Raw genomic sequence first — 17,879 nt, 5'->3', positions numbered from 1 at the left:
CTTACATATTTATTTTTTAATATTTCTTAACTTAATTTTTATTATTACCATTAAAACTGGATTAGCTTTTATATCTTCTTTTCATTCATTAAATTTAGATTCCATTACTTTATAATCTATTTGCCTATTATTTTTTTTTCATAACATATTTCCTATCTTTTTTAATTATATCTAGTATGTGATATAGTTACATTTCTGTCAATTACGATCTTTATACATTCTAATGATTCTTCTTCAGTAAATGTATTATTTGAACAAGTTTCAACTATCCTTTCCATAAATGGTTCTCAATAACCCATATATCCTGTTTCATCATAGTTTGTATTTCTAAAAAATAATACACAAAATTTTAAAAATAATACACAAGATACTAATGCCGTTCTTTTATTGCCATTTTTAAATTTATGTCGACAAGCAAAGGCAAATAATAAATCTGCAGACATTTTTTTAATTGTTATATTTGTGTTATATGATCATTTTTGAACTAACAAGGCAACGGTTGCTTCTATTGCTCCTTGAGAAACTTCACCATATTTGCCTTCGAATTTTATCTCCTGCGCAATTAAATGTGCCTCATTAATAACCTTAACTAAATAATCAGAAAAGTTTTTATCTAAAACTGTTTCTTGTAAAATTACTTTTATTTTATGATCACCTTTACTAGTAGCGTGAATTAATTCAATTTCATCATTTTTTATAGTTCAAAGTTTATGCATAGAATGTAAATATTTCTTACATATAACATTATCATCTTTACTATTGCATATTAAATTAGGTGTTCTTCAAAAAGCAGTATCAAAAAACGATACATCTGCTTCACTAATATAACTTCATCGGTACTTATCTCTGTATTATATCAATTAATTTACCTCCTTATTTGTAACAAGTTTCTCTAAAATTACTATGGTTACTAAAGAATCCCATAATATTAATGTTTTTTGTCCTTATAATATTTAAATGAAATTAGTATTATTAATTATTGATTGCATTATTTTTTGATATTATTATATCCTTAATATTTAGTTCCATTCTAATTTTATTCTTTCCCGCATCAAAAATATTTTCTAGTTTATTTAAATTATAATAAATAAGGCTAGTTATGATCTTTAATTCTCTAAGTACTATTAATTTTAATGAAAACTAATAATTTAATGCAAGTTTGATAAAAACACGATATAATATATGTAATTTAAGGTGGATGAAAAGATGAAACGAAGAAAGTATCGACAGAACCCGAAAATTAAACGAATGTTTCGGATTAAAGGGGAATATGAAGCAACAAAATTAGCACAAAATTTTGTTCGTTATATGACTAACCCTTTCCAAGATAAACGAATCCGAAATGAACTAATTGATACTGAAAACGAAATATATATGACTGATATTAGCAATGATGTTGATAAAACTTATACTATTGCTATTAGTACCCAACTAGATTACCAAGAAGATGCTGAACGTGTTAAAGAGTTAGTAAAAGACTATGTTGACAATGATTTAGATTTTTTATGATATACCATTGGTGAAAAAATTGATGAAAAAGAACAAGCTTTTTTTGAATCATTAGGTTTTGTTCAAAATGAAATTTTAGTGGGGATGGTCCTTGATTTAACCAAATGAAAAAAATATAAAACAAAAACTGATAAAAGTATTAAGTTTCGACGAGTTAATGATAACAAACGATTAACTGATTTTAGTAAAATTTTAGAAAGTGCTATGGGACCAAAAAGTTGAGATTATGCCTTTTATAAAACATTATTAAAACTAAACAAGGATAAAGACGTTGCTGAAATTGATTTATTATATAAAAATGATCTTCCCGCAGCAACTGGAAATATTTATTTTGAAAAAGACATCGCAATTATTGATGATATTTCAACACATCAAAATTTTCGCCGCCAAGGATTGGCAAAACTAATGATGAATCATTTAATTAACCGTGTTTATAATCAAGATTATGATTTAGTTGGTTTAATTGCCACACCAGAAGGATATAATGTTTATCGCAAATTAGGGTTTCGACCAATTAATTTATATTTAAGCGAATATGTCACAAAAGCAAAAGGAAATGATTTAAGCCAAATTGCCACAAAAATTAGTAAAGGTAAAATTAAGAATCTTCAAACTATGCAGCAAACAACAATTACCTATATGGTTAATAATTTAACTTGTAAAAAATGTAATAGTGAAATTCTTGATCAAAAATATCTAATGGCAATAACACCGTTAAATAATTTTGTTATTAATAATTATCATCAGAATTGTTATAGTTTTTCTTCAAAGGATAAATGAGTGCTCCTTGTTGAGAAAACTAATGATGAAACAACAAAAAAATAAGAATTAGGAAATTACCTAATTCTTATTTTTTTTATGACTTAACTTTAAGCCTTTTTTTAATTGTAAATCTTCTTGATATTCATTAAAATATGGATCTGGTTCATCAACCAATTTAGTATGATATTTTTTTCAATAATAAACTAAAATTGGAATAATAATTGCTGCAGAAATTAAATCATTTAAACCGATAAAAACATAATAGAAAATTGGATTACCCGTTGCTTGACTAACGCCATATCCAATTCCAATTAAAGGTAAAATTACAACAATTGAACGTAAACTACTTGTAAAAGTTGCTAAAATTGAACGATTAATTCCTTGGAATAATGTTAACGCAATGTAAGTTAATGAACAAAATGGATATGTCATAAAGTTTAAAACAATTCATCAACGATATTGAGCCGCATACTCTAGTGAGAAAGCAAACAAAATCATCATATCTTTTCCAAACATAATGAAAACAATTAACATTAAACTAAATCAAATAATGATTAATAAACTAACTCGTTTTAAAACTTCTCAAATCCGGGCGTTTTTCTTCGCCACAAAATTATAGGCAATAATACTCCGTGCTCCTTGGGTGACACCAATTCCGGCAGATAAAACTAATGTCATTCATGGCACAATGGAAGAATAAAGATCTTGTAAAACCGGGACGCCATTATGAATGACTTGATTTGGTAACTGACCAACTAGAGATGTTGCAACATATGACGTAACAACTAAAGCGGCATTGTTAATAAAATTTGGTAATCCCGCTTTACTAAAATCAGCAACATTTGTCCCTTCAATGTGAAATAAATCACTTCAATAAAATTTTGAATAACTATTTTTTGTTTTAAAAACAATAATTAATCCTCATATTACTTGCACTGTTCACGAAAAAACTGTCCCCAACATTGCCCCAGACATTCCCAAATGACAAACTTTCATAAAGAAAATTGCTGCAACAGAATTAATAATAATTGAACTTAAAATCATTATTGTTACTCATTTCATTCGTCCTTCACTACGAAGCAATGACATAAAATAATAACTCAAAAACATCATTGGCGCTGCTGCTAACATTGGGAAAGAATATTCTCAACATAAACGTTCAGTAATTGGATTATAATTTTTCCCCATTTGCGAAGTGATGAAAACAGCATTTCACCCGGGATACACAATACAAAAAATTGCAAACGCGATGATAATCGAAAAAAGCACCGTTGTTGAAAAACCATTTCCAGCAATCCGACGCATTCTCGGAATGTCGCGCTGTCCATAGGCAATTGAAAAATTCATTGCACAACCCATTCCAATCATAATACTAAATGATCATTGTAAATTATACGTTTGTGAAGCATATTGTGTTGCTACATTAATATATGACCGCATATCAGCTAATGGCACAATTGAAACAGCACTTCCTGTTATTTGATTATAAGCATCAATATAAAACCGATCATAAATTGCATCAGGCGCAACAAATGCTAAAGCTAATTTTTTGTCAATAATATTATATAATCCTTGGACGATCATTAAAAAAACGGTTGGAATACAAAAGTATGCAATTGTTTTTCATGGCTGTTCAAACCGTAATTTTTTCTCACGAACCGTTAAAACTTCCGACAACTTAATCCCCCCTATTTAAAAAGCAAAAAAACCTTACTAAGTAAAGTAATTTGTAAAACTATATTTATAATCCTTCTTAAATTATAGCTCAAAAAAATTAATTTATTAAGGTTTTTTAAAGATATCTTTAATTAGTTAACGCACTTGCTTTCCCAAAGTTTTTATTAACTGAAAAAACAACAAGATCATAAATTTCTGTAATGTTTGTTACAAATGGTTTAATTGTAATTAAAATTACTTTTTTTTCAAAAGTATGATGGGCAATTTGTTTGATTTGCTCACTATCTTTTTCTAAATGTAAAATTAAAGAATCCTCTAATTTTTCAATAATTGGAATATCTAATTTTTTAATTACTGCTTAAAAATCATTTAACATTGGTTGTTCCATTACTGTAAACTGATAATAATTTTGATTAGAATTAATAACTGCTCCGGAAAAAACAACTTTTCCATAATTTAAAATGGTAATTTCATGGGCAAGATCTTGTAATTCTGTTAAAATGTGTGAACAGATTAAAATTGTTTTACCTTGGTTTTTAACATAAATTAAATCATTAAATAATTCTTGACGTGCTGTTGGATCTAAATTAGCAGCAGGTTCATCTAAAATTAATACTTTTGGATCAGCAATTAACGCTTGCGCTAATAAGACTTTTTTCTTCATTCCTGATGAAAAAGTATTCGGATTTTTACTGCGGAATTTTCATAAATTTAAATTTTCTAAAATTTTCTTTACCTTTACTTTTGCATCTTTAAAAGGAATATCACGTAAATAACTCATTTCAACTAAGTACTGATAAACATTTAAATGCTTTGGAAAACGAGCATTTTCTGGAATATATACAATAATTTTTTTTGCAGCGGGTGAATTAGCTTTCAAACCATCAATACTAAAATTACCAACGGTTGGAATAATTGCTCCAACTAACGATTTAATTGTTGTTGTTTTACCACTACCATTAGGACCAATGAAACCATGAATTTTCCCTTTTGCAATTTTCATATCAATATTATCAACAGCAACAAATTTTTTAAATTTTTTTGTAAATCCATGAATTTCAATTGCTAAATTAGGATCTGGTGTAAAATCATTTTTCTTTGTTTTCATAACTATACAAAATCCTTTCTTGTAATTCATCATAATGTTATCGCTGCTAATCCGACAGTTACTAATAAATAACCGGCATACATTCCTGTTAAACTAGTTAATGTTACTGGTCTATTAAAATCAGCCATTAAGAAATAACCTGTTTGTGCAGCATTGTTATTAACTTTGTATTCAACATTATTAACTTTTGGTTCTAAATAATTATTTAATGGTAATAACATTGATGATACAATATTATCTTGTGCGGCAAGACTTGCGCGAGCATCACCTGTTCACATAATAACTAATTGTTGTCAAATATTTAAATAAGCCATTAATTTATATTGTTTTTCAGCACTGGCAATACTTTGTAATTCTGATGTGGCTTTAGTTTTATCATCAAAAATAGCAGTATCTGACATTCTTGTATATGCTCCTTGATTCAACCAATAATACATTTGTGAAACAAATTGATAATAGATTGACATTACGGGGTCATTAAGATAAACATTTTGCAAATATAAATTTTTTGTTAAAAAGTTTGTTAAATTACCACTAAAATCACGAAAATGTTTGTGACTATCGTTTGATAATCCTGCAACAATAAAATTTGTAATAACATTTGGTCCAAGAAGATCGCTATATGAATTAGAACGATATGAATTATAATCATAACCAATAATTGTTGGTAAAAATACCCCTTTATCATACATTGTTTTCATAATTTTATAAATTTGTTTTGAAGTATTACTTGTTAATTTACTTTCATCTATTTCATTTAAATTAAGTTTTGTTGATGAAGGTTTTGCTGATGAAACAATCAATGGTGTTCCAGAAGCTAATTCTTGATAAAATTGTCCTAAAATATTAATTCCTTTATCCGTATTATTAGAAAATTTAACTTTATCATTTCCTCTTTCCATTTCAGTAAATGGTTTTGGATTATAACCATCGAATTCTAAAAAATTATTGTTAATTAATTTTGCTAATTTTGGATAACTGGTTGAATCTTTCTTGACTTCTGCTACAAACTGTTCTCAATTAATTTCTGTTGCCCCCGGATTTGCTGTTAAAGCATTTTGAATTGCAGTATCAATATTATTAACTAAACTAGTAACATTAAATGAACCAGCTGTGTTAACATCTAAACTAGAATTAATATTAAGTTGAAGTTTGTTATTATAATAACTTCAAGCTGGCCATCCAACCGGGTCAAGGATATTATGATATGTTTTAATAAGTTCAGAATCATTAAACTTGACGGGACTTTTTGCTAAGTCCGTTGTTTGCATTAAATATGCTGAAGACTTATCAGAAAATTTTGTTGAATTATAAATGAAGGGAATCATCGCCCCAATTACAGTTAAAAAACCAACTGTAAATAAGATTCCAATAACTCCTTTTGAATTTAATCCTAATGAGATTAAAATTCCAATTGTTGTCAAAAATAATTGTAAAATAAAACTTGTTAAAATCATAAAATTAATTTTACTTAAAATTACTTTTCCTAGTGCCGCTCCTTTTGGACCCATTCCTAATGAAATTAAAGGTGGTACTAATAAAATTATTACTGAATATACTAAACACAAAAATTGTAGTGCTAATCATTTTTCAATAATCATTCTTGTTCGTAAAATTGGAATTGATGAAAAAATTAATAATGTTCCATCATCAATTTCATCACGCACTAATTGTACAGCTTTAAATCCAATAAACATTGATGTTAAACCAAAATACAACATATATCAAATTTATGAATAAATACTAAATACTGATTTTGCTGTCTCACTATATTCACCACTAGGATTATCCATCATTGTTGTCGACATTGAAATAGTAATAATTAATCCTACAACAAATGTCAACACAAACATAACATATGTTGATGGTGATTTTAACATTTTAATTAAAGTATAACGAAACATTTTTATTGAAAAAAATGAACTAATTTTTTTATTTAGATCTGTTTTTTTCTTAGTGCTTGTTGTTTTTGTTGCCTCATTATGAGTCATATTTTTCCTCCTATTTGTTTTTATAAATAATTTCTAATTTTAGAAATTATAGAATAATTATAATAAAAAGGTTTTTGTTTCTTTTTTATATTAAATTTTTCAATCTTGCTTTGTTATTCTTTATCAAATAATTTCATTCCCCGTTCTTTTGCTTTTTCTTTTTTAATTTTTTTAATTGATGCTTTTATATGATCACGACGAATTTGTTTTTTTAACGCAGCAATCTCTTCTTTTCGTTTCTTTTTATAACCAGGTTTAACCTTTTTATTATTCTCTTTTGTTTTATAACGATGAATAATTTTGTTAATTTCATTATTGACTTGTTCTGAATTTTGTTTTTTTGGTTTACTAATTGCTAAATCAACATCGACTAATTCGTTCTGCTGATTTCATTTTTGATACTTGAAAGTAATTCCCTTTGCAATTAGTTGTTGAACTAGCGTTAAATTTTTTGTATCATACAAAGTATAACTATAACCAGTATAATTCGCCCGTCCGGTTCGACCACTACGATGAATATAATATTCGAGGTCAGTTGGTAAGTCGATTGAAATAACATGGCTTACGCCAACAAAATCAATTCCACGCGCAGCAATATCACTTGCAATAATATATTTATATTCTAAATTCCGAATTCGTTTTACAATTTGAGTTCGCAAACGTGGTTCTAACCCAGCATGCAATTGAGTTACCGAATAATTATGTTCTAATAATAAATCATAATATTTATTAATTTCTTCTTTTTTATTAACAAAAATTAAACATAAATAGGGATCAAACGTATTTAAAAGTTTTAATAAAACAGTGCTTCGTTCTTGGTGCTTCGTTGGAATTAAAATATGCGTAATATTTTGGTTTGTTGTTTGATTTGCATTTAAATCTAAGTAATGCGGATTATTTAAATATTTAATTAAAAATGGTTTTAGTTCTTCTGGAATTGTTGCTGAAAAAACAGAAACTTGAACATTAGAATTAACCTTGCTTAACAAATAATCAACATTTTCAATAAAACCTAAATCAAAAATCATATCACATTCATCAACAATAAATGTTGTTAACTTTCCTAATTTTAAACTTTGCTGATCAAACAAATCCTTTAACCGTGTTGGTGTCACAACCATAATGTGTGGTTGACTTCGCGTTAACTGTTCTACTTGGCGGTTAATATCTTCTCCACCAACAAAACAATTAACTTGTAATGCTGGTTGAAACGTTTTAAAAAAACGAATGTTATCATAAATTTGTTTTGCTAACTCCCGCGTTGGTGTCACAATGATTGCTTGAATGCTTGGTTGGTCATAATTTAAATTATTTAAAATTGGTAAACAAAAAGCAAAAGTTTTACCCGTCCCCGTATGGGCTTTACAAATAACATTTTGATGTTTTAATAACAATGGAATAACTTTTTCTTGGACCATTGTTGGTTCTGTAAAATTTAATTGTTCTAACCCTAAATTTAAAAAGCGTTTTAAACCTAGTTTATTAAAATTACTCATTGTCAGCACCCTCTTAATATCAAAATTATAACATAAATAAAAAATGAAATTATTGCTAATTTAATTATTTAATCTGCTATTTTCCAACAGCAATATTTAATTTTTTGGCTGGAGGTTTTTTATTATATTTGGTTTTAAAAAGTTCTTTTTCTTTATTAAAAGCAGATTGCGCTTGATCTAATGAATTAGTTCAATATTCTTTTGTTTTAGCTAACGTGGTTGATTGTTCTTTTCCTTTTTTAACAGCTTTCCCCATTTTTGTTAATGCTTTTTTAGCATGAGTTTTTGTTTTTTTAATATTTTTTCGAGCATCTAAATATTCAATTGAATAGGGGCGAGTAATTGCTTTAGTCATTTTTGCAGTTACATAAAAACCAACAAGACTTAAAACTGGGATGGCAACTAATAAGACAACAACAATACTTCCCGTTACTGTTGCAAAATTTGTTCCAATTTCAAGTTCATAATCTGCTGGTCACTGAATAATACCATTTACAACACTTACTGGTTGTTTTAATCATTCCATTAAGTCTATCGCTTGACCATTAACAGTAACATAATTAGAATACCCTCAAGTAAAAGTCCCACTTGATGCTAATCGCATTACTTCCCCAAGACCTAATTCAGTAATTAATTGATAACCATTCCCATCAAATGATTTAATATCATTAATATTAATAGGTAGTTCTTTCCCTTCTCAATAATAACCATTATAATGAACAGCTAAAAAAGCTAATGCTAAAACTAAAATAAGTAAAACAATAGTTCAAATTAAAGCAATACTTCATTTTGCAAATGTTTTCATAATTCAACCTCTTTCCCCTTATTTAAGTTTATTATAGTCCTAATTATCAAAAATTCTTAATTTTATTTTTCTATTTTTTAATAAAACAGTAAAAATATTAATAAAAAATTTAAATAAAACAATAACTAGTAAAACTAGTTATTGTTCCTATCTCTCTTTATTTTCTCTTATTTTTTTAATGCCATTTTTTTCCCTGTTGTTTTTTTTTGCACTTGTTTTTTTAGCACCCTTGCTTTTTGCTGCTGCTTTTTTTGCGGGATTCCCATTTCCAATTGCTTCTAATTTTTCATTTGCCACTTTACGATTTTTTGCTTCAATTGCTTTTCGCTGTGCTGTTGATTTCCCTAATCTCTCTGCAATTAATCTTTCTGCAGTAATTGCGGTTGTAATTGCCGAACCATCTTTGGCACGATAATCTGCAACAGTTTTAGTATAAACATATCCAACTGAACGATCGATTGATCTTTTCATCGCTGGAGTTGAATCTACTACTGCTTGTTCTTTAATAAATATTCATTTTTCTTCCACACCATTTTTTAATACAGGCTTTTTAGGCGTTGATGCCTTGCTAGTAGTTTTCACAGTTTTTGAAGTTGTCATACTCAATCTCCTTTCGTATAATGCTTTTAGCGCTATATATTTAATTAAATTATTTTTATCCTAAAGTATTACTATTTTAAAATAAATGTAATATTTTAAGGAAAATCATACTCTTTACCTTAAAATATACCATATAATTGTATCAAATTTAAGTTAATTAATAAATACCTTTAACAGATTATTTTAAAATGATGAGACTAACATTTTTTAGTTGTGTTATCATATAAATAGATAAAATGGGTGGTGAAAAAATGAAAGTTGTCAAAGTAACACCACGCGGATACTGCCTTGGTGTTGTTAAATCAATTAAATGAGCAAAAGAAGCGGCAGTAAAGTATGCCGGGCGGGAAATTTATATGTTAGGTTACTTAGTCCATAACCGCCATGTTATTGAAGAAATTGTTAACTTAGGTGTCATCCCCGTTAATGACTTTAAACTCAACCGCTTAGAATTAATTAAAACAATACCAGATAATGCTGTTATCATTTTAAGTGCTCATAGCAGTGATGATCGAATTAAAGATATTGCGGCAGCGAAAAACATTACGCTTGTTGATACCGAATGTGAATGAGTGACAGTAACGAAAGATTTAATTAAAGAATATTTACAAAAAGACGATTATCAAATTATCTTTATCGGAAAACACTTTCATCCAGAAACAAATGCAATGTTAGCAATTAGTCCCACCATTAAACTTGTCACAACCGAAGAAGAAGCTGATACAATTCTGCTTGACCTTGATCCAAATAAAAAAATCTTAATTACTAACCAAACCACCTTATCAAAAATTGATATTGAAGCAATTGTTGAAAAAATTAAAAGGTTAGTTCCGAATGAAATTACTTTTAAAAATTATTTATGTAACGCGACATTGGAGCGCCAAAATGCAGTTTTAAGTTTAGATCCAACCAATATTGATCTTTTATTAGTGGTTGGTGATGAACGCAGTAGTAACACTTTAAAATTAGTTGAAATGGGAGAACAAATTGGCATTAAATCATATCGTATTAATGATAAAAATGATATTAACCGTGATTGATTAACAAACAAAAGCGATGTTGCTGTTACTGCTGGTGCTTCAACACCAAGTATTATTCAATTAGAAGTAATTCGTTTTTTAGAAAACATCTAAAAAATAAAGCGAAATTCGCTTTATTTTTATTATCTTAAAATTATATATTAAATTTCTCAAACTGAAGTTCAAAATTTCTTTAATTTTGTCGAAAACTCTTGATGAAATAAAAAAAATCATCAATATGACAATTTGAAAACTAATTTTGTGTAAGATTATGATTTTGCTTTAAATTTTTTAAACGTTAAAATATAATACCGTTGATTGTTGGTTTGGTGTTAAACCTTTGTGTTGGTATTTTCATTTTCAGAGCTTTAAATAATTTTGAATATTAGTGAAACCCAAACCATGATAATGAATTAAGGCTTCTTTAAGACTGGATTGTAATTTACTAATCTTATTTAACTTTTGATAACTAGTATCAGGGTTTGTACTAGTTTTGGTGGAATATAGAGTAGAATTTGTTTGTTTTGCTACTAATAAATATAGTGGTTGCATATCAGAAATAATTATTGATTTTTCTTTAATTAGTTGCTTATTCATATTTTCAATAATCCATTGTTTTTGTAATCTTTTGGTATTGGTGGATTGAACAAAAATATTATTATTGCTATCAACCGCCATTTGAATACAGCATTTGGTATCAGTTGAAAATGGATCGAGATGAGTTTTTCGTTTATCAAATTTATCTTTAAAATTGCCTTTATGAATTTCTTTAATAAATGTTTCATCCATTTGGATTTGACCATTTAATTTTTTAAATTTTAACTGTGTATTTTCTAATTGTTTTGATTGCATTAATTTTTGTCGATTATATCAAGCGGTTTTTGGGGTTGTTTTAATAAAACGAGAAATTATTTTACTAGATTGTCCTAACAATGAAATTTGAATTAATAAATTTCACTGTTCATAATTTAAATGACTTCAATAAGTAAAATGATGACGAAATGCATCAAAACTAGCACGACATTTTTTACATAAATATTTTTGTTTTCCTTCGGAATTATGACCATTTTTAACACAATGAAAAGATTTGCAATTAGGACATATAATGCCTTTATCTCTAAATTTTTGATCAATTTCATTTAAACGTTTTTGTTTTTTAATTAAGTCTGCTTGTTGTTTTATTTTTTCATAAAATTCTAAAAATTGATCATCTGTTAAGCTATTTATTAATTCTGTAATTATTTTTTTCATCATTTATTTACCTCTATATATTAAAAATATACCTAATTTTAGGTATATTTTATAAATATCAAGAGTTTTCGACAAAATTAAAGCAAAATTTCATAAAGTTCAACCGGTATAAAAAATTGCATTATTTGTTCCAAAATGAAAATCAAAATTTCAAATCCAATATCGCCCTAAAGTAAAACGAGTTTTAGCAGCATTCAATTCTAAATTATGATTTTGACTTAAATCTCCTAAAGAAAAAATATTCAAACCTGGTAAATCCTTTGCTTCATCCGATGCTTTAAAATCATTAGATAAAATGTGTAAAATCTTTATATAATCATACTGTGATAAAGCTAAAATTTTAGCAAACGTTGTATCGTTAAGATGAAGCACCGCTGAATTTTTATTTGATTCAATTTGAAAATATTTAAAAAAAGCAGCTATTAAATTTCCAAATTGGGTTAATTTATTTGTTAAACCTTCCTCTGTAATTTCAACTTGGACTTTTAACGGATGGTCACCACTAATAACAGCGCCCGATAATGGTAAACCAGCAACAATTATTTTTCCTAAATCAATATTAAAAGTTGCTAAGTTTAAATTATTATGACCAGTATTAAAAACATTAACAAATGAACGATAAAATTGAACAAAATGTTCTGGGGTAATTTGCGCTGGTTGATAACCTTCACCAGTTCAATTATACGTCGCTGTATCTGCTCTGACAACAGCTTCGCCATTTGTTTTATCATTAATTGCACTAGTTAATAAAGTTAATAATGGAATTGCTGAATTATATTTAATATTATCAACAAAATCTTTTAAAGTCGCATCATCTGTCAGAACTTTTTTTAATTTTGTAAAAATAATACTTTAATTTTGTCGAAAACTCTTGATATTTATAAAATATACCTAAAATTAGGTATATTTTTAATATATGGAGGTAAATAAATGATGAAAAAAATAATTACAGAATTAATAAATAGCTTAACAGATGATCAATTTTTAGAATTTTATGAAAAAATAAAACAACAAGCAGACTTAATTAAAAAACAAAAACGTTTAAATGAAATTGATCAAAAATTTAGAGATAAAGGCATTATATGTCCTAATTGCAAATCTTTTCATTGTGTTAAAAATGGTCATAATTCCGAAGGAAAACAAAAATATTTATGTAAAAAATGTCGTGCTAGTTTTGATGCATTTCGTCATCATTTTACTTATTGAAGTCATTTAAATTATGAACAGTGAAATTTATTAATTCAAATTTCATTGTTAGGACAATCTAGTAAAATAATTTCTCGTTTTATTAAAACAACCCCAAAAACCGCTTGATATAATCGACAAAAATTAATGCAATCAAAACAATTAGAAAATACACAGTTAAAATTTAAAAAATTAAATGGTCAAATCCAAATGGATGAAACATTTATTAAAGAAATTCATAAAGGCAATTTTAAAGATAAATTTGATAAACGAAAAACTCATCTCGATCCATTTTCAACTGATACCAAATGCTGTATTCAAATGGCGGTTGATAGCAATAATAATATTTTTGTTCAATCCACCAATACCAAAAGATTACAAAAACAATGGATTATTGAAAATATGAATAAGCAACTAATTAAAGAAAAATCAATAATTATTTCTGATATGCAACCACTATATTTATTAGTAGCAAAACAAACAAATTCTACTCTATATTCCACCAAAACTAGTACAAACCCTGATACTAGTTATCAAAAGTTAAATAAGATTAGTAAATTACAATCCAGTCTTAAAGAAGCCTTAATTCATTATCATGGTTTGGGTTTCACTAATATTCAAAATTATTTAAAGCTCTGAAAATGAAAATACCAACACAAAGGTTTAACACCAAACCAACAATCAACGGTATTATATTTTAACGTTTAAAAAATTTAAAGCAAAATCATAATCTTACACAAAATTAGTTTTCAAATTGTCATATTGATGATTTTTTTTATTTCATCAAGAGTTTTCGACAAAATTAAAGAAATAATATTATCTAAGTCCGTAAAATTAGTTGTATAATTAACATTAAAATCATCATAAATTTATTTAAAATCATTATTGTTGTCAATTTGAAATGTTCCTTCTTTATTAAAGAAATCAACGATTACTTTTGAAATTTTACTAATAACTCCCGTTAAAACTTTTTTCATTACAATTGGATTATCAGTAATAATATATTGCATTGAATACTCAGAAGATGATGTTAATGTTTTAAAATTAACTTCAAATTTAAAATTCAAATCAATGCGAACAGCATGCACATCTTCAATCGCTGGATCAGAAATAGCTACTAATTGGTTAACATCAATAAAACTCAAACTATATGTTGAGCTATTAGGAACTATCTCTAATGGGGTTGTTTTTAAATAATAATTTTAATAATCACTAATAATTGCATTATTAATGTTATTAAAACTTGCCATAAAACCAGCCATTAGAATTGATAAAGCTGGTTTAACGTTTTCATAGGTTGGAGACAATGGGACCTTTTGGTTGTTTTTATAGACCATTGTGTATAAATTACTAAATTGGTTTTGATATTCCGTACTATCAATAATGTTTTTAGCGCAAATATAATCTAAAAAAGCATTTGAAGCACGTTGTGAAATTTTGTTTAAAATCTCTGCATCTTTCGCAGTTCCAATATTTGGGTCTTCTTCTGCTGGTTGCAAATGTTGACATCCAACAATTGTACTAACACTTGTTGTTGTCAAAGCAGAAATTTCTAGCAATGCTAATAGTTTTTTCATATTTAATAGACATCTCCTTTTTTAAAATTGCCACATTAATTCTAACCTAAAAAAGTTAAAATTAATAAAAAATATCGCTAAAACTTGCCAAATGTTGCAATATTTTGAAAAATTAAAAAATATTACTAACGATAGTTAATAATATTTTTAATATGATAAACAGTAACTGGCAAAGTTGGAAATTTCCGTTTTAAATAACCCGCAAAAGCAATACTAAAAAAGTCTTCCATATAGTGGTTAAAACAAACAACGGAAAGTTGCTTCTCATTTGCTAACACTCACTGGTCTCATTTTATTTCTCCAGTAATAAAAAGATCAACTTCATTATCTAATTTAGCAATAACATCCCCACCAGCACCAGCAGCTAAAGCAATTGTTGTTATTGGTTGGTGATAATTTGTTAAATTATGTTGCACTACTGCAATGTTAAAAATTGTTTTCAACTTTGTAATAACTTCATCAACAGTTAATGTCACATAACCAATTTTAGTAAAAGAATCTTTTGCAAATGAAATAATTTTTTGCGCATCTAGTTCTTGCAAAATTAATTCATTCATTAAACCATCATAGTTAGTATGAACCGCATAAACCGAAATTTGATGTTCTTTTAACCGTTTTAAAATTTCTTGTTTATACTTAATTTGTGCTCATACTTTTTTCTTATTAAAACAAAACGGATGATGCGTAATAATCACATTTGCTTTTTGGGCAATGACTTCATCAATCACTTCTGTTGTTAAATCTAAACTAACAAAAACTTGCGTTATTTCATTATGTTTAAATCCCCATTGAAAACCGCTATAATCTCACTTCGCTGCTGTTTTTAACGGAAAATCAGTTTCAATTTCTTGATATAATTTTTTAATTAACATTAAATCACCTTATTTATCATTTTTAATTTTGCTCTAATTTCTTTATAACGTTTTGTTTTGACTGGAATTTTATTTAATAATGTTTGATAATAATCGTTTTTTAATAATCATTTTTCTTGAAAAAGTTTAGTTTGTTCTTTTCGCAATACTGGCCCGAACAGAATGTCTCTTTTGTTTTTAACTTTTTGCCCAGCAACTTTATTGATAACAATAATTTCATAAATAATTTCATTTTCTTTAATTAAAAGTTCTTTTTCAATAAAATATTTTTTTGCTTTAACTCATTGTCGTAAAATAGTTGGGTCATCATTTGAACACAAAATATAACGATCAATTAGATCTGAATCATTTTGTAAAATTTCAAGGATACTAGCACTACCTAATCCCGAAATAATACATGAATCAATTTTAATATTGGCAAGTCCATACAAACCATTTGCTAAAATTGGGGTAATAATTTCACCAACTTGATATTTAGCAATATTTTTTTTTGCTTGTGCTAATGGTTTTTCTGCAATGTCACAAGCATAGGCTTTGGTAATTAAATTTCCTTTTGCCAAATAAATTGGAATCATTGCATGATCAGTTCCAATATCACAAATAACGTCTTTATCATTAACTTGCTTTGCAATTAATAATAGGCGTTCTGATAATCTATCCATGGTTTAAACACCTATCATTTAAAAAAGTCTTTTAATACTTTTGCTTTTGAATTAGCTTGGTTTGGTTTAAATTTACGAATTGTTTTTGCCTCAATTTGACGAATACGCTCACGAGTAACCTTAAACTCTTTTCCCACTTCTTCTAAGGTTTTTGGCGAATCGTATTTCGACAAATGTTTATCAATTAGTTTATTTTTTCGACTTTGAACCTTTTCAATTGGTGTGTCATAATGAATATCTAACGCTTTTACTGTTTGCACCAATTCTGGAAAAGTTTCATCTTCACATTCCTTTGCCAATCTTAAAACAGTTCTTAATTTTGTTGGTAAAATTCCAAATCTCATTCTAATTACTTTCTCTTCACGTGCTGATAAAATCTCATGAAAAACTTCATCAATTACTTCTCGTAATGATTCTTTCTCAGCATATTCATCAGGAGTAAAAATATCTTTGTCATTAACAAAGTCACCAAAATGAGTGTCATCTTCATCTCCAATTGGCTTTTCTAATGAAACTGGTTCAATTGATAAGCGCTTAATTTCACGCACTTTTTCACCAGTCATTCCCTGCCCCATTCTTTCAGCAATCTCATTAAAACTTGGTTCACGACCTAATTCTTGCGTTAACTGACGCTCAATTCTTGTTAATTTATTAATTGTTTCAACCATATGCACTGGAATTCGAATTGTTCGTGCCTGATCAGCAATTGCTCGTGTAATTGCTTGTCGAATTCATCATGTTGCATATGTTGAAAACTTAAATCCACGTGTATAGTCAAATTTATCAACCGCTTTCATTAAACCAATATTTCCTTCTTCAATTAAATCAGAAAAATCTAACCCCCGGTTTAAATGCTTACGAGCAACCGATACAACTAACTTTAAGTTTGAAGTAATCAACTTTTCACGTCCATAACGTTTTTCTTCGGGATCTGTTGCCTCCAGTATTTTAGCATATTTAATTTCTTCTTCACGGGTAAGAATTTTACTTGTTCCTAAAACATTAAAGTATGCTTTAATAATATCTTGAATTTTAGTTTCATTTGAAATTCCGCCAACTTTGTAGCGCAACTTATCCTCACTTTGTTTTTTTCCTGGTTTAATTACTTCTTCGACTTCTTCAACTTCTTCAACTTCTTCAACTTCTTCTAAATTTACATCGCTAAATTCAACCCCATTAGCAACTAATTCTTCAAAGTACTCGTCAACATCATTATCATCAATTTCAAAATGATCATTAATTAAAGTAATTAATTTTTCTTGTTCAATTTCATTGTTATTTTCTTCTAAAAATTTATTAATATAATCTTTAAATTCATCAAAAGTTTTTATTTCTCTGATGTCTTTTTTTGATAATCCCATTCTC

Annotated in this window: 18 protein-coding genes; 3 read left to right on the top strand and 15 right to left on the bottom strand. The window is 27.3% G+C overall.

Features of this window, described 5'->3' with window-relative positions; all coding sequences use genetic code 4:
• Positions 1 to 161: 161 nt before the first annotated feature.
• A complete protein-coding gene (locus AACK91_RS07480) occupies positions 162 to 716 on the bottom strand; it encodes a type II toxin-antitoxin system death-on-curing family toxin (protein WP_338965577.1) in 555 nt (184 codons plus the stop codon).
• A gap of 490 nt (positions 717 to 1,206) precedes the next feature.
• Here AACK91_RS07480 and AACK91_RS07475 point away from each other — a divergent pair, with 490 nt between their 5' ends.
• Complete coding sequence (locus tag AACK91_RS07475) at positions 1,207 to 2,334, top strand: GNAT family N-acetyltransferase (RefSeq protein ID WP_338965576.1); 1,128 nt, start codon at positions 1,207 to 1,209, stop codon at positions 2,332 to 2,334.
• A 15-nt stretch (positions 2,335 to 2,349) separates the two neighbouring features.
• On the opposite strand, the gene AACK91_RS07470 is transcribed toward AACK91_RS07475, so the two are convergent.
• From AACK91_RS07470 to AACK91_RS07440, 7 genes are all read right to left on the bottom strand, one after another.
• A complete protein-coding gene (locus AACK91_RS07470; RefSeq protein ID WP_338965575.1) occupies positions 2,350 to 3,948 on the bottom strand; it encodes an MATE family efflux transporter in 1,599 nt (532 codons plus the stop codon).
• A 358-nt stretch (positions 3,949 to 4,306) separates the two neighbouring features.
• A complete protein-coding gene (locus AACK91_RS07465) occupies positions 4,307 to 5,056 on the bottom strand; it encodes an ABC transporter ATP-binding protein (protein ID WP_338965574.1) in 750 nt (249 codons plus the stop codon).
• 2 nt (positions 5,057 to 5,058) lie between these two features.
• Complete coding sequence (locus AACK91_RS07460; protein WP_338965572.1) at positions 5,059 to 6,753, bottom strand: ABC transporter permease; 1,695 nt, start codon at positions 6,751 to 6,753, stop codon at positions 5,059 to 5,061.
• 33 nt (positions 6,754 to 6,786) lie between these two features.
• Positions 6,787 to 7,047 carry a hypothetical protein gene (locus AACK91_RS07455; protein ID WP_338965571.1) on the bottom strand — a complete coding sequence of 87 codons (261 nt, stop codon included), beginning with the start codon at positions 7,045 to 7,047 and terminating at the stop codon, positions 6,787 to 6,789.
• Between the two features lie 113 nt (positions 7,048 to 7,160).
• Positions 7,161 to 8,543 (bottom strand): DEAD/DEAH box helicase, encoded by a 1,383-nt coding sequence (locus AACK91_RS07450; protein ID WP_338965570.1) that lies wholly within the window; start codon positions 8,541 to 8,543, stop codon positions 7,161 to 7,163.
• 76 nt (positions 8,544 to 8,619) lie between these two features.
• Complete coding sequence (locus AACK91_RS07445; protein WP_338965568.1) at positions 8,620 to 9,348, bottom strand: hypothetical protein; 729 nt, start codon at positions 9,346 to 9,348, stop codon at positions 8,620 to 8,622.
• A 147-nt stretch (positions 9,349 to 9,495) separates the two neighbouring features.
• Positions 9,496 to 9,948, bottom strand: a complete 453-nt coding sequence (locus AACK91_RS07440) for a hypothetical protein (protein WP_338965566.1) — start codon at positions 9,946 to 9,948, stop codon at positions 9,496 to 9,498.
• A gap of 251 nt (positions 9,949 to 10,199) precedes the next feature.
• Here AACK91_RS07440 and ispH point away from each other — a divergent pair, with 251 nt between their 5' ends.
• A complete protein-coding gene (gene ispH, locus AACK91_RS07435; protein ID WP_338965564.1) occupies positions 10,200 to 11,081 on the top strand; it encodes a 4-hydroxy-3-methylbut-2-enyl diphosphate reductase in 882 nt (293 codons plus the stop codon).
• 177 nt (positions 11,082 to 11,258) lie between these two features.
• Here ispH and AACK91_RS07430 read toward each other — a convergent pair whose 3' ends face one another.
• Together AACK91_RS07430 and AACK91_RS07425 are read right to left on the bottom strand one after the other, a co-directional pair.
• A complete protein-coding gene (locus tag AACK91_RS07430) occupies positions 11,259 to 12,221 on the bottom strand; it encodes an IS1/IS1595 family N-terminal zinc-binding domain-containing protein (RefSeq protein ID WP_338963247.1) in 963 nt (320 codons plus the stop codon).
• Positions 12,222 to 12,590, bottom strand: coding sequence for a hypothetical protein (locus AACK91_RS07425; RefSeq protein WP_338965562.1), 369 nt, complete (start codon positions 12,588 to 12,590; stop codon positions 12,222 to 12,224).
• 558 nt (positions 12,591 to 13,148) lie between these two features.
• Here AACK91_RS07425 and AACK91_RS07420 point away from each other — a divergent pair.
• Positions 13,149 to 14,111 carry an IS1/IS1595 family N-terminal zinc-binding domain-containing protein gene (locus AACK91_RS07420; protein WP_338963247.1) on the top strand — a complete coding sequence of 321 codons (963 nt, stop codon included), beginning with the start codon at positions 13,149 to 13,151 and terminating at the stop codon, positions 14,109 to 14,111.
• A gap of 161 nt (positions 14,112 to 14,272) precedes the next feature.
• Here the strand turns inward: AACK91_RS07420 and AACK91_RS07415 are convergent, their stop codons facing one another.
• From AACK91_RS07415 to AACK91_RS07395, 5 genes are all read right to left on the bottom strand, one after another.
• The gene (locus tag AACK91_RS07415) at positions 14,273 to 14,548 is read right to left on the bottom strand and encodes a hypothetical protein (RefSeq protein ID WP_338965560.1); all 276 of its coding nucleotides are present in this window, start codon (positions 14,546 to 14,548) and stop codon (positions 14,273 to 14,275) included.
• A 57-nt stretch (positions 14,549 to 14,605) separates the two neighbouring features.
• Positions 14,606 to 14,980 (bottom strand): hypothetical protein, encoded by a 375-nt coding sequence (locus AACK91_RS07410; RefSeq protein ID WP_338965558.1) that lies wholly within the window; start codon positions 14,978 to 14,980, stop codon positions 14,606 to 14,608.
• Between the two features lie 125 nt (positions 14,981 to 15,105).
• Positions 15,106 to 15,852: a Nif3-like dinuclear metal center hexameric protein gene (locus tag AACK91_RS07405; protein ID WP_338965557.1), complete on the bottom strand. Its 747-nt coding sequence runs from the start codon at positions 15,850 to 15,852 to the stop codon at positions 15,106 to 15,108.
• Positions 15,852 to 16,514 (bottom strand): class I SAM-dependent methyltransferase, encoded by a 663-nt coding sequence (locus AACK91_RS07400; RefSeq protein ID WP_338965555.1) that lies wholly within the window; start codon positions 16,512 to 16,514, stop codon positions 15,852 to 15,854. The genes AACK91_RS07405 and AACK91_RS07400 overlap by 1 nt, the downstream gene beginning before the upstream one ends.
• Before the next feature lie 11 nt (positions 16,515 to 16,525).
• The gene (locus tag AACK91_RS07395; RefSeq protein WP_338965554.1) at positions 16,526 to 17,875 is read right to left on the bottom strand and encodes a sigma-70 family RNA polymerase sigma factor; all 1,350 of its coding nucleotides are present in this window, start codon (positions 17,873 to 17,875) and stop codon (positions 16,526 to 16,528) included.
• Positions 17,876 to 17,879 lie beyond the last annotated feature (4 nt).

The organism is Spiroplasma endosymbiont of Sarcophaga carnaria (assembly GCF_964019595.1).
GTDB lineage: Bacteria > Bacillota_I > Bacilli_A > Mycoplasmatales > Mycoplasmataceae > Spiroplasma > Spiroplasma poulsonii.
Note: the sequence above shows the minus strand (reverse complement) of the source record. Positions and strands in the feature narration are given on the sequence as shown.